General features: G+C 43.3%; 12 protein-coding genes. 9 read left to right on the top strand and 3 right to left on the bottom strand.

The genetic code is table 11. The features are described 5' to 3' along the window. Positions 1 to 42: 42 nt before the first annotated feature. Entirely contained in the window at positions 43 to 255 is a 213-nt protein-coding gene (locus AC1DM9_RS06680) for a DUF1540 domain-containing protein (RefSeq protein ID WP_076266909.1), read from the top strand. A 6-nt stretch (positions 256 to 261) separates the two neighbouring features. Then, entirely contained in the window at positions 262 to 678 is a 417-nt protein-coding gene (locus AC1DM9_RS06685; protein ID WP_441881079.1) for a DUF4190 domain-containing protein, read from the top strand. Between the two features lie 47 nt (positions 679 to 725). Here AC1DM9_RS06685 and AC1DM9_RS06690 read toward each other — a convergent pair whose 3' ends face one another. Next, positions 726 to 1,355, bottom strand: a complete 630-nt coding sequence (locus AC1DM9_RS06690; RefSeq protein ID WP_076266910.1) for a GTP pyrophosphokinase — start codon at positions 1,353 to 1,355, stop codon at positions 726 to 728. 157 nt (positions 1,356 to 1,512) lie between these two features. Between AC1DM9_RS06690 and AC1DM9_RS06695 the strand changes: the two genes are divergently transcribed. Both AC1DM9_RS06695 and AC1DM9_RS06700 read left to right on the top strand, forming a co-directional pair. After that, the gene (locus AC1DM9_RS06695; RefSeq protein WP_076266911.1) at positions 1,513 to 2,301 is read left to right on the top strand and encodes an ABC transporter ATP-binding protein; all 789 of its coding nucleotides are present in this window, start codon (positions 1,513 to 1,515) and stop codon (positions 2,299 to 2,301) included. Beyond that, positions 2,292 to 4,616, top strand: coding sequence for an alpha/beta hydrolase (locus AC1DM9_RS06700; RefSeq protein WP_477579157.1), 2,325 nt, complete (start codon positions 2,292 to 2,294; stop codon positions 4,614 to 4,616). Before AC1DM9_RS06695 ends, AC1DM9_RS06700 begins: the two co-directional genes overlap by 10 nt. Before the next feature lie 91 nt (positions 4,617 to 4,707). Here the strand turns inward: AC1DM9_RS06700 and AC1DM9_RS06705 are convergent, their stop codons facing one another. Beyond that, the gene (locus tag AC1DM9_RS06705; protein WP_339203415.1) at positions 4,708 to 5,433 is read right to left on the bottom strand and encodes a queuosine precursor transporter; all 726 of its coding nucleotides are present in this window, start codon (positions 5,431 to 5,433) and stop codon (positions 4,708 to 4,710) included. Between the two features lie 240 nt (positions 5,434 to 5,673). Between AC1DM9_RS06705 and helD the strand changes: the two genes are divergently transcribed. Further along, positions 5,674 to 8,001: an RNA polymerase recycling motor HelD gene (helD, locus tag AC1DM9_RS06710; RefSeq protein ID WP_477579159.1), complete on the top strand. Its 2,328-nt coding sequence runs from the start codon at positions 5,674 to 5,676 to the stop codon at positions 7,999 to 8,001. Positions 8,002 to 8,003: 2 nt separating this feature from the next. On the opposite strand, the gene AC1DM9_RS06715 is transcribed toward helD, so the two are convergent. Further along, entirely contained in the window at positions 8,004 to 8,897 is an 894-nt protein-coding gene (locus AC1DM9_RS06715) for a PAS domain-containing protein (protein WP_477579161.1), read from the bottom strand. 248 nt (positions 8,898 to 9,145) lie between these two features. On the opposite strand from AC1DM9_RS06715, the gene AC1DM9_RS06720 reads away from it, so the two are divergent. The 4 genes from AC1DM9_RS06720 to glgD all read left to right on the top strand — a co-directional run bounded on the left by AC1DM9_RS06720 (position 9,146) and on the right by glgD (position 13,794). Beyond that, positions 9,146 to 9,439: a hypothetical protein gene (locus AC1DM9_RS06720; protein ID WP_441886085.1), complete on the top strand. Its 294-nt coding sequence runs from the start codon at positions 9,146 to 9,148 to the stop codon at positions 9,437 to 9,439. A gap of 155 nt (positions 9,440 to 9,594) precedes the next feature. Beyond that, entirely contained in the window at positions 9,595 to 11,502 is a 1,908-nt protein-coding gene (glgB, locus tag AC1DM9_RS06725) for a 1,4-alpha-glucan branching protein GlgB (protein ID WP_477579164.1), read from the top strand. Positions 11,503 to 11,518: 16 nt separating this feature from the next. Beyond that, entirely contained in the window at positions 11,519 to 12,685 is a 1,167-nt protein-coding gene (locus AC1DM9_RS06730) for a glucose-1-phosphate adenylyltransferase (RefSeq protein WP_441886091.1), read from the top strand. Next, on the top strand, positions 12,682 to 13,794 hold the full coding sequence (glgD, locus tag AC1DM9_RS06735) for a glucose-1-phosphate adenylyltransferase subunit GlgD (RefSeq protein WP_076266918.1): 1,113 nt from the start codon (positions 12,682 to 12,684) through the stop codon (positions 13,792 to 13,794). The genes AC1DM9_RS06730 and glgD overlap by 4 nt, the downstream gene beginning before the upstream one ends. The last annotated feature ends 33 nt before the right edge of the window (positions 13,795 to 13,827 follow it).

The raw sequence follows: 13,827 nt of genomic DNA on the forward strand, positions 1-13,827 counted from the left end.
ACCTCCGGTCAGGGAAACTTGATAGTGGAGGTGATTTTTTTTATGCCAAAAGGCGTGTCTTGTAGTGTCGCTAACTGCAACTTCTGGAAAGAAGGCAATAATTGTGGAGCTAGTGAAATCAACATCGAAATCGATCAACATGCAGGCGCCAATTTTAAAGAAGAATTTGCTGCGGATGACCTCGGACTATTTCATCAAGATCAAGCTGAACAATCAAAGTCAACTTGCTGCCTTACCTTTAAACCAAAGGAGTGAAGGTCGATGGGTAAATATGAAGACGATTATAAACAATTGTTGGATGATCGAGATCGATCGGAACGAACAAGCCATCCAGTTGTGGGGACGGATCGCTTGATTGATGTAAATGAAGAAATGGCTGCTGATTTTGCAATCAGCAATCCAGCGGTTCATACAGAGCGCAGAGAAGACCGTTATGAGGAGAGAGAAGAGCGGGTTGATGCCGAGTCCGGAGGTTATGCTCTTGGATGGGTATCACTTGTGTTTGCAATTGCGTCTTGGTTTCTATGGCCTGTACTCATTGGTGCAACATCAGTCGTACTTGGCTTTATAGCATACCGACAAGGCGCACGCGGACTAGGCGGTTGGTCTATGGCGATCGGAGCAATTGCATTAATGTTAAATTTAATTATCGTGCCTTTTTATTACGCGATCACCTAACCGAATAAAAAAAAGCTCCTTCCCGGTAAATCGGGATGGAGCTTTTTTTATTTTAGAGCTTGCTCACGGTGCTTTTGTACTTCCACATTCAAAGCAAGCATCTCCCGATCCAGGAGATGAATCATATCGGCAGAGCCTTTGAGCTGCTGTTGTATATGTAGCGGAATTTGCTCATTGAATTTATAATAGATCTTATGCTCGAGACTTGCCCAGAAATCCATGGCAATCGTTCGAATTTGAATTTCTACAAGCACATTTTCAGTTCGATCGGTAAGGAAGACCGGTATCTCAATAAGCAAATGAATGCTCTGATAACCATTTGGCTTCGGGTTGATGACATAATCCTTGAGCTCAACGACGCGCACGTCGCTTTGCTTGCTAATCATGTCGACGATTTGATAAATATCGGTAGAGAAGGAACAGATTACGCGCACACCAGCAATATCCCGAATATGCTCTTTGGCATCCTCAAGAGTGATAGGGAGCCCTTTGCGCTGAAGCTTCTGCATGACGCTCTCTGGCGCTTTGATTCTGGTCTTCATATGCTCGATCGGATTGTAATCATGAATAAATTGAAATTCTTCATTTAGAATGTTAAGTTTTGTTTCTACAGCATCGAGCGCAAATTTATAAGTCAGAAAAAAATGAGCCCATTGCTTTAGTTGATTCGTTTTCATACGCAGATCACTCCTGATATAACAATTATATATATGTGATTATTAGCTGGAACGGTTTCGACATAAGCGAGAATCGTTGTATTATTATAATGGTCGATATTATATGCCAAGTCAAATTTATAGCATACTTAAAAGTCAACAGACGGGAGAGTTAATCGTGATCATTGACATTCATAACGTTTCGTGGGAACAAAATAACAATAAAATTTTGGAACAAATAAGCTGGAAAGTAAACGAAGGAGAGCATTGGTGTTTGCTTGGACTAAACGGATCTGGCAAAACAACATTGCTGAATATGATTAACGGCTACATTTGGCCATCTGAGGGCAGTATGGCGGTACTTGGGAAAAAATTCGGTGAATTTGATTTACGCGAGCTGAGAAAAAGCATTGGCTGGGTTAGTACTTCATTGCAGCAAAAGCTATACGGCTCTGAGACTGCTCTGAAAATTGTTCTTAGCGGCAAATTTGCAACCATTGGACTATATGATCAAACCGATTCTGCTGACATGATCCAAGCAGAAGAATTAATGAGAACACTTGGCTGTACAGCTTTAATGGAGCGAACATACAACACGCTGTCACAGGGAGAGAAGCAGCGAGTGTTGATCGCAAGGGCGCTGATGGCTTCTCCGAAGCTGTTAATACTGGATGAGCCGTGTACAGGCCTTGATGTATTTGCACGCGAGCAGCTGCTTCAAATGATAGCTGCTGTGGCAGGCGAGCAGAATGCTCCTACCATTATTTACGTGACCCATCACGTGGAAGAGATATTGCCTTGCTTTGCAAAAACGCTTTTAATTAAGAAGGGGAAGGTGTTTGCAGCAAATGACACTTCTGAGGTGCTGACATCCGCACTTATGAGTGATTTTTTTGGAGTGCCTGTCCATATCGAGAAGCGTAATAGCCGAAACTGGATTACTGTTGAGGGGGATTTATGGAATTAGTATTGCAAGAGCCGCAGTTTCAGCTGCAGCAGCCTCCTGAGCCAAAAAGATGGAAAAAAATAATGGCTTGGTTAAAAAATCGATTCGAGCTTAGAAATGAACGAGATCATTATATAGCGAGAATTGCTACAGGAAGCACAGCTCTATTTGCGTCACTAGCGATGACGGCAGCCGCGCTTGGCATGCCGACTGGACTTGGTACGACAATTGATATTTTACTTTTTTTAATTTTGAATATCGTTGCTATGAGTCTAGCAACGAACTTGCTATCATTTATATATTCAATGCTGTATTTACCAATACCGCGCAGACTTGCGGCTGTATGGACATACGCTTCGATAGAGGCTTATCTGATTTTGTATTATGCAGAGCTTGGCATACTCATGTCGATTATCATTGCGTTAGCTTTTACCATAATAGGGGCTGCTGCGGGCTGTTTGCTCGGTATCCTCTTAAAGTTAAAAATAAAGCGACGGGGCAAATTTTTGATTATGGTGGGAGCAGCTTCTGTTGCAGCGATCAGCTATCTGTTTGTTTATTGGCCAGGAACTGCAGCTATGTCTCAAACGGCTGACGTCGCGCTGGACAGCGATTCCATTCGCAATACAATAAATGCGCCTGATCCAGCTGAGAATGGGAAGTTTGCATTTCAGGCTTTCACTTACGGAAGCGGGCTGGATAAGCATAGAGTCATTTTTGGCAAAGAGGTTGATTTTCGATCTACGGCAGTTGATGCTTCAGCTTATATTACAGAATGGTCAAAACTGAAAACAAAATTTTGGGGATTTGACGAGCATGCTCTGCCTTTAAATGGCCGTGTCTGGATGCCGGAGGGTGAAGGACCATATCCAATTGCACTTATCGTACATGGCAATCATTTGATGGAGGATTTCTCTGATGGGGGTTATGGCTATTTGGGGGAGCTGCTTGCTAGCCAAGGCATAATAGCCATTTCAGTAGATGAGAATTTTTTAAACTATTCCGTTTGGTCTGGTATACCTAATAATGATATGAAAGTACGCGCTTGGGTACTTCTTAAGCATTTGCAGCAAATTAAACAATTGAACGAAGAAGTCGGCAATCCTTTTACCGGAAAAGTTGACTTAAGCAGGGTTGCATTAATTGGTCATTCCCGCGGCGGCCAAGCAGTAGCTATGGCTTCTGATGCGGATCGCTGGTTTAAAGACGACAAAACATTAGAGAGCTTAAATGATGTTGTAATCGAGTCTGTTGTGGCAATCGCACCAACAGATAAGCAAGTCGATAATAAATCGGCTCAGCTGACCGATGTAAATTACTTGACGCTTCAAGGGGCGCGAGATGCGGATGTAAACAATTTTTACGGTGATCGACAGTACAGCAGAACGAAGTTCCAAGAGTCAACAGATAAGTTTAAGGCAGCTCTTTATATCGCGGATGCTAATCACAGTCAATTTAATTCTGACTGGGGGAGAATGGATGAGCGTCCGCCGGGAGGCCTGTTTTTGAGTCGTAAGGAGCTGCTTGCGGCTGAGGACCAGCGTCAAGTTTCCAAAGTGTATGTATCCGCATTTTTGCAAGCTACTTTGCTAGGAGAAAACGGCTATAAGCAGCTTTTTGAAGATTATCGGTCAGGAATTGATTGGCTCCCAAATACAGCGTATACCAATCGGTTTGAATCGTCCGATTTTACAGAGATTGCTAGGTATGATGATGGCAAGCAAAAAACAGCGCTGAAGAATGGCGGCAAGGCGAGTGTTGCTGGAATGATCGATTGGAGCATCGCATCAGCTGAAGACCGCGATGGCAAAAACAAAGGTACAAAAGGAATCGAGCTGGAATGGTCGGAGCCTGGGGCGGAATATGCTTTGGAATTATCGCCAAAAACGATTGATCAAGCCGCAGAAATAACGGAGGGCAATCTTGTATTTTCGATGGCAAATCTTGAACGTGATTTGATTGCTGTAGAGGATAAAGACAAAGCGGATGCAGCTAATAACGCATTTGAACTCACTGAACCGCCGCCGCTGCCGGTCATAGAGATTGAGCTTACGACGACTGAAGGCGAGAGTATAGAGCTAGGCTTAGATAAAGTGATGCCTGTGGCGCCGCCAACGTATACTGCCTTTATGGCTTTTCCTTGGCTGGAGGAGCGCATTAAGGATGAGAAATACAAAGAATCTTCGGAGCCCATATTTCAAACCTACACGCTGCCGCTTGAGCTGTTCAGCTCAGACGAATTAGCGATAAAAGCGGATGAGATTAGCCGAATTACGTTTCGTTTCAAAAGTGGACCAGGAAAAGTAATGATTGATGATATTGGGTTTACATCATAGTGAGCAAATAGGAAAGCGGGATGCCTGGCAGTTGGCATCCCGCTTTTACAACCTTATATGAATCATAAGTTACGAGCTTGTCCAGATGGCATCAGCCCGGAAGACTTTCCTTTTCTTCTTTAAAGGTAAAGTTTCTTGCAGCATATAAGAATGGTGTCGAACAAAGGGATACGATAAATTTGATGACATAAGTCGATAAGAAAATAGAGAGCCAAAGCTTGCTGCTATAGCCTGGTGCGCCTGCAAAAGCAATGGTGCAAAATATGAACGTATCGACTAGCTGACTTACCATAGTACTCCCATTATTACGAATCCAGAGCTGATTAGGAGCCGGACATAAACGTTTTAAAGTGGAGTAAATTTTGACGTCCAAAAATTGGCTCACAAAATAAGCGCATAAGCTTGCTAGTGCAATTCTTGGCATTAGTCCGAATAACGTTTCCATAGCACCTTGAACCTGCAGAGGAAATTCTTCATTTAACGGATTAAAAAGAAGCGCCATCTGCATAATAATGGTCGAAGTAATAAGCGTGAAGAATCCGAACCAAACGGCTCTTTTGGCCGCTTTTTCGCCATACTTTTCATTAAGAAGATCTGACGCCAAGTAGATAGTTCCGTACATCGTATTGCCAAGCGTTATAGCAATAATCATGCCGAAGGCATGGATATCGATTGTTTTGACGACTTGAATGTTGGCTAACACGGTAGCCATTCCTATCCAAGCGTAAATGCCTACCCGGCCAAAAAAACGATACGAAAGAAGAAATAACGAAAAATGCACGAGCATGAAGATCGCGCCAAACCATAAATTAAACATGTTGCTTGTTACCTCCTAGTTTTGATAACGCGGGAGTTTTCGAACCGCGAATTGCTTGACTGATAAGACTTCTGAGTTGTTTTTCTGCCTTTGTCATTATAAACGCTTCTTAGGAGCGGAGCAATAACTTTTGATTGTTGTTTCATTTAGGCGGCAGAAGATGGTAAAATGGATGTTACGTTTTAAAACATGGTATGCCAAAGACTTGGTTAACCTTACTAATAGTTAAGGAGTGGTAAAGTGACTAATTCTAACGAACAATTGGAACAAGAGCAGCAGCGTGTCATTGACGTGACGGATCTCATCCGCACTCGGATAGAACAATTCAACAATCAGCTTGGCGGCATACGCGAGGATATCGTTGATTTCCGACGTAATTTTTGGGATGATGTAACACTAAATTTTGAGGATGCGGCGGAATCAGCAGAGTCGCATGCCAGCATGAAGCAGCAAGCAGAGGTACTCTCAGAGCGTGAAAGAAGCCATCGCCATGCTGAGGAACAGCTTAAAACACTTTATAAGCTTGAGCATTCTCCATACTTCGGTCGAATTGATCTCCAGGAGGAGGGGCAGTCCAAATCAGAGCCGATTTATTTAGGTGTAGGCTCCTTGCTGGATGAAAGCGGATATGAGTACCTTATCTATGACTGGCGGGCTCCCGTGTCGAGTCTTTATTATGATTATGGCCCGGGTCCTGTGCAGTACGAAACACCAAGCGGATCGATTAAGGGCGAAATGTCGCTTAAGCGTCAATTTATTATACGTGATGCTGAAATTCGCAGTATGTTCGACACAGGTGTCACAATCGGGGATGAGCTGCTTCAGGAAGTGTTAGGCAAGCAGTCTGATGCCCAAATGAAAAGCATTGTAGCTACGATTCAGCGCGAGCAAAATCGCATCATTCGCAACGAGCGCGCAAGGCTTCTTATCGTTCAAGGAGCTGCGGGCAGCGGAAAAACGTCAGCCGCGCTTCAACGAGTGGCCTATTTGCTTTATCGGTATCGCGGCTGGTTAAATGCGAACCAAATCGTTTTATTCTCTCCAAACCCAATGTTCAACAGTTATGTAGCGACCGTATTGCCTGAGCTTGGCGAGCAAAATATGCAGCAAACAACCTATCAGCAATATCTCGAGCACAGGCTAGGACAAACGTTTGCCCTGGAGGACCCATTCTCACAAATGGAATATACGCTCGCAGCGGTTAATGAACAAGGCTATGATGCGAGAATAGCTGGAATTACTTATAAATCAAGCAATTCGTTCATGCATTTGATTGATCACTATGCAGCCGAGCTTGGTCAAGAGGGGCTAGCTTTTAAAGCAATTACGTTTATGGGACGAAAATTGATTTCTGCAGCAGCAATCTCGGAGCAGTTTTACAGTTTGGAGCGTTCTTCTTCCATTGGAAACCGGATACGCCTTACGGCGGAATGGATACTGAAAGAGCTGACGCGGTTAAGCCGCGAGGAACGGGATCAGGACTGGGTTCAGGAACAGATMGAGCTTCTGGATCAAGAGGCGTATGCGAAGGCGTTTGAAGATCTGGAACGGAAAAAACATTTTGCAGGAAACACATTTGACGATTTTGACGCTGAACGTGATTATTTAGCCGCGATGGTTGTGCAGAAAAAATTCAAGAAGCTGCGCAGACGAGTGAAGCAATTATTGTTTTTGGATGTGCCGGCGATTTATAAGCGACTATTCGAGGATAATGCGAATATGTTGGAGCGATTTAAAAACAGCGATCATCAATTGCCTGAAAAATGGAATGAAATTAGTGAGCAAACGATTGCAAAGCTCAATCAGAAAGAGATATATTATGAGGATGCTACTCCGTATTTATATTTAAAAGAAAAGCTTGAAGGATTTCTAACGAATACCTTGGTTAAACATTTATTTATTGATGAAGCGCAGGACTATTCACCTTTTCAATATCACTATTTAAAACGTATTTTTCCCAACTGCAAAATGACTGTGCTGGGTGATCTCAATCAGTCCATATTTGCTCACGCTGTAACAGGTAATGGCTTCGAGCCGTTATCAGAGCTGTATAGCGAGGAGGAGACGGAGAAGATCATTTTAACAAGAAGCTATCGCTCGACGAAGCCGATTGTGTCATTCACGAGTCGAATGATTGAAGGCGGTGATCAAATAGAGGCCTTCAACCGAGATGGCGCAGAGCCAACAATCACTAAAGCGGATAGCGAAATGCAGCTCATAGAGGGCATGCAGGAACGAATGAATCAGCTGCTGCTGGGCGGTTATCAATCGATTGCGGTCATATGTAAAACGGCGGAAGAAAGCAAACGCATGCATGCGTCTTTGCAGCCATACTTTCCTAAGCTCCGCCTTGTAGAAAAGGAAACCGTTACGTTTGAAAAAGGAATTATTGTGATTCCTACTTATTTAGCCAAGGGCGTCGAGTTTGATGCAGTTGTCATTAGCAATGCTAGCAACGAGATCTATTCACGCGAAAGCGAAAGAAAGCTGTTTTACACGGCGTGTACGAGAGCGATGCATGAGCTCCATATTTCCCATACGGGAGAGCTCACGCCGTTCATCAGATAACCTTATTTTCTAATCTCTGACCAAATATCATGAACATCCACTTGAAGCTCCGAAGCTACCAGCTCTGCTGTAAGTCTTTGGGGCTTCAATATTTTCCCGTTGCGGAGCTTGGAAATGGTTTGAATGGAAATACCGGTTGATGAGGATAGATAACCGACGGTTATATCTCTTTTGGCCATCCATATGCGCAGTTTCATCGAAGCTTCGATACAATCATCGACAGGACGCAGATCCCAGATGACGAATGCAAACTCAAGCACGTCGCCAAATCCGTCAATAATAGGTGTAAACGAAACGGACAACTCAAACTCGATCCCGCTTAGCTTGCTTGTCTTAATCGTAATACTCCGCTCTTTTTTTTGCAGGTGAGCCTCTTGTATTATTTTTAAAATTTTACCATGATCCGTTTCCGCAATAAATTGCAGCAGGGTTTCGTCCTGCATTTGCTGGTTAGGCTCAATTTGAAAGGGAGCAAGCCTGTCTCTTAGAAAACGCACATGATGATGTCTATCAATAATTCCGCTGATCAACACTTTATTTCTTTCTGCTTGCTGTTCAATCCAATTGTATGGTGATAGATCTTCGAATATAATGAAGGCATAAAGAAGTTTATTATCAATGCTCCTTGGCAAAGGCTGCAGGTCAATGCGTACAGAGATTTTTCGTTTCGATTTGGTGTAAATATTAACTTCGCTTCTCATCACTTGCCTTGAAATGTTGATCTTGTATTTATGAAGCAAATAGCTGCTTTTTTTGGATTGCAGCTCTTTTAGCGTATAACCGCATAACCTAAGGAAAGCTTGGTTCGCGTCCTCTATGCGCACCTCTATTTCATTTTGACTCATTAGCAGCATAGGCTGATTCATGATTTGAAAAATATGATTGTAAACCGACAATACGAAACACTCCTCTTAAACCCATTCCACGACCCTATAATCAAATAAAAGTATAAAATAGTCGTTCTAAACAAACAAGTCAATGAATTTGGCATTTCGTATTATGTTTCAAAAGTGTTTCATAAGTTTAATTAATTAAACTTGATCGCTGAAACGATACCTTTATGGTGCAAATAGTCATAAGTTGAATCAAAATCACCTGTAACACTCCGCCAGCAGGCTTTATTCTCATTCGGTTTCCCGATAATATGAAAGCAGACAGCCTCAATGGAAAAAAAGAGCAGCAGGCTAACACACAGGGGAGACAGAATATGAACCATTGCATCATTGAAAACTGTACGAAGCCGATCAAAGCCAAAGATTTATGTGCAATGCACCATCAACGTTTGCTGCGTCACGGTGATCCTTCCATTGTAAGACCGCGCAGAGTGAAACAAGTTACAAATTGCAAATGGATTAAATGTACTCAACTCTCAAAAACGAAAGGTTTTTGTGCTAAACATTATTACATACAGCGAACGCTGAGTCCTGAAAAAGATTGATGTTACGTAATCTAACACAGATTAATTATTATTGTCGAAATCTATGAAAACGACTGTGTTTTTTTTCAAAACCATGTATAATGTGGATAAAGTGATTCGTGTTTAGATGATTAAAGTACTTGTAATTAATCATCCAACAGGGGGTGAAACCAAGAATGGTTCAAACGGCGCCTATCGGATTATCCATGAAGGATCTCTATTTATTCAACGAAGGAAGTTCTTATCACAGCTACCGTTTTATGGGTGCGCACCGTGTTCAATTGGATGGTAAAAAAGGTGTTCGATTTACGGTTTGGGCACCAAACGCAGCTGAGGTTCGGGTTATTGGCAAATTCAATAAATGGATTGGCAATCGTCATGCAATGGCAAGAATCGGAACGACTGGCGTTTACAGCTTGTTTGTCCCTGGCATTGGTGAAGGCGAATTATACAAGTATGAGATTGTAACCATAGAAGGCAAAATCATTAGAAAAGCTGATCCGTACGCTTTTTTTGCAGAGCGGCGGCCAGGAACGGCATCCATTGTATCGGATTTAGACGGCTACAAATGGGATGATGCAAAGTGGCAGGAGAAGAAGCGCGAGCTTCCTCCATACACGAATCCGCTGCTCATTTATGAGGTGCATGCAGGTTCGTGGAAAATTAAAGGCAAAGAGGATTATTACACGTACGAGGAATTAGCAGATGACTTGATCCCGTATACAGCTGAAATGGGTTATACGCATATCGAGCTTATGCCGCTGTCTGAGCATCCTCTAGATCAATCTTGGGGCTATCAGATTACGGGCTTTTATGCAGCGACGAGTCGATACGGATCTCCGAAGCAGCTGATGCGATTTGTAGATAAATGCCATCAACATGGACTCGGTGTTATTTTGGATTGGGTTCCCGGTCATTTCTGCAAAGATGATCATGGGTTGCGACTTTTTGACGGTACACCTATTTTTGAAGGAGCAGATCCCAATCGAGCGGAGAAGCCGCTCTGGGGGACGCTTGCCTTCGATTTCGAGAAAAAAGAAGTTGTCAGCTTTCTTATTTCAAATGCCATTTACTGGATGGACTTATTTCACATTGATGGGTTGCGTGTTGATGCTGTCGCCAGCATGATCAATTTACACATGGACAAACCGCCGGAAATGCATACATACAACTACCTAGGCGGCCCAGACAACCTAGATGCTCTCCGCTTCCTTAAGAAGCTTAATGAAACTGTGTTTCATTATTACCCCGATACTTTGATGCTCGCAGAAGATTCTTCCGCATGGCCAGCTGTTACATCACCAACCTACAAAGGCGGCCTCGGATTTAATTTTAAATGGAATATGGGCTGGATGAACGATATGCTGCGTTATATGGCACTGGATCCGGCTGAACGTTCGCATCATCACCATCTCATTACATTTTCACTCCTTTATGCTTTTTCGGAAAACTATGTATTGCCTCTATCGCACGACGAAGTTGTTCACGGCAAACGTTCTCTGCTAAACAAAATGCCTGGAAGCTACGAAGAGAAATTCGCACAATTACGTTTGTTCTACGGCTATTGGATTACGCATCCTGGTAAAAAGCTGTTGTTTATGGGCAGTGAATGGGGGCAGTTCGATGAATGGAAGGACGCCGATATGCTGGATTGGATGCTGCTCGAATATGATCTGCATCGCAGCATGCACCATTATGTGAAAGCTCTTAATCATATCTATACTGATCAGCCTTCATTATGGGAGAGAGACAGCCAGGCGGATTGCTTCGAATGGATTGATGTTCATAATGCAGCACAATCTGTCATATCCTTTATCCGCCGCGGAAATACTGATTTCTCCGTTGTTATTGCTAATTTTTCTAGGAACGATTATAAACAGTTCCGTATTGGTGTTCCAGAGCCAGGTTTCTACAGCTCTTTAATAAATAGCAATGAGAAGCCATATGGCGGAACGGTAACACAGGCACAACAAGGCTACACCAGTGAAAACGTCGCTTGGCACGGTCACAATCAAAGCATTACGCTTCACTTACCCCCCCTGACATTCCAGATCTTCAGCTTAGATCCGGGGAACACAATTTGAGAGGGAGTTGGTGTCCATGGGCCGAAAAGAAATGATCGCTATGCTGCTTGCAGGAGGCGAAGGGAAAAGGCTGGGCGTGCTAACAAAGGATTTAGCTAAGCCTGCAGTCTATTTTGGCGGTAAATACAGAATAATTGATTTTACGTTAAGCAATTGCGCACACTCGGGAATTGACACTGTGGGCGTACTAACGCAATATCAACCGCTGGAGCTCAATCGTTATCTTGGCATTGGCAGTCCATGGGGACTTGACCGCCGTGATGGCGGCATGACCATTTTGCCGCCATTTATGAAACAAAAAGGCGGCGTATGGTATAAAGGCACGGCAAATGCAATTTATCAAAATATGTCCTTTATTGAACCTTACAATCCTGAGTATGTACTTATCATTTCAGGAGACCACATTTACAAAATGGATTATGATTTAATGCTCCAGCATCATAAGCGTTCAGGAGCAGACGTGACGATTGCCGGGATAGAGGTAGATTGGAAAGAAGCAAGCCGTTTTGGTGTTATGCACATCGATGATGAGGATCGAATTACGGCTTTTGAGGAAAAACCGAAAAACCCGACTAGCAACATCGCTTCCATGGGCGTATATATTTTCACATGGTCTGAGCTCCAAAAGTATTTGATTTATGATGAAGCAAGCCGCAGCTCCAGTCACGATTTTGGCAAGGATCTTATTCCAGCCATGATGAGAGACGGGAAACGGCTGCATTCATATCCGTTTAAGGGCTATTGGAAAGATGTTGGTACAATCGAGAGTTTATGGGAAGCGAATATGGATTTACTTGCTGATGAGCCTCCGCTTGAGCTTGCCGATGCCGATTGGCGCATTTATTCGGTAAGTCCAAATCAGCCAGCACAACATATTGGCGCAGGTGCACAGGTTTCTTCTTCTTTAATAACAGAAGGGTGCATGATTGAAGGGGTTGTTGATCGCTCGGTATTGTTCTACGGCGTTAAAGCAGCCAAAAACACAGTCATTACGGAATCAGTCGTCATGCCTAATGTAAGAATAGGTGAAGGCGCACGCATTTATAGAGCGATTATTGGCGAAGGAGCCGTCATTCAAGCGGGTGTAACGATTGGAAGCCCAGATGATGATGCCATTACCGTTATAGCAGTGGATCAATATGTGACGAACGAACATTTGCTGCAGGAGGTGGAGCACTCATGAAGCATAAAGTCATGGGCGTCATCAATTTAATTCATGAAACTGACGAGCTGGAGCATTTAACACAAAGCCGCTGCCTTGCTACTGTCCCCTTTGGCGCGAGATATCGATTGATTGATTTTGTACTGTCGAGCATGGTTAACTCCGGAATCTCCAAGGTTGCCGTTTTTGCGCATACGAAATACCGCTCACTTATGGATCATTTGGGTTCAGGAAAACATTGGGATTTGCAGCATCGTCAAAGCGGATTATTTGTGCTCCCGCCAGCAACTGACGACATTCAAGAAATTAGCCGTGGAGATTTGTACCATTTCTATCAACAGCGTGATTATTTTAATCGGTCATCACTCGACTATGTTGTCATTACACGCAGCCACATGGTTTGCAATATCGATTTCGAGAAGGTTATCGATTTTCATTTGGAGCGGGAAGCTGACATCACCGTTGTGTGCAAGCAGCAGGCTGATATATTAATGGGCAAAGCTCGTAAAGTGAAGTTGAATGACGAAGGCAGAATCACCGCCATTCAGGATCACTATGGCCGGATGTCTAGTGACATCAATTCTATGGAAATGTACGTTATGCGCAAAGAGCTGCTGATGGAACTAGTAGAGACCTCGCTTGCTCAAGGCCAGGATCATCTGGTTCGCCACGCGATATTCTCTAGGCTGAATCAGCTTAATGTATATGGGTATATGTATGAGGGATATTTGGGTGTAGTTAATACGCTTAGCAGCTATTATCGCAATAATATGAATTTATTAGATCCGGATGTTTGGAAGGAACTATTTTATCAGCCGGGTTCCATATTTACGAAGGTTAAGGATGAGCCTCCTGCCCGGTATTTGGGTAATTCCAAAGTTACGAATTCGTTAATTGCAAACGGCTGCCGTATTGAGGGTACCGTAGTGAACAGCATAATTTTCCGCGGCGTACATGTACAGAAGGGCGCTATCGTAAGCAATAGCATCGTTATGCAAAATGGCGTTATCGGAGAAAATAGCTTTTTACAGCACAGTATTTTGGACAAAGACGTTCGCGTTGAAGCGGATCGTGATATTAGGGGAGCGGCAAGCTCGCCATTCTTAGCAGGAAAACGGAAAATTATTTAATATAAGCAATCATTACGGTCATCCAATTCAAGC

This window comes from Paenibacillus sp. 01T431, from assembly GCF_056398625.1.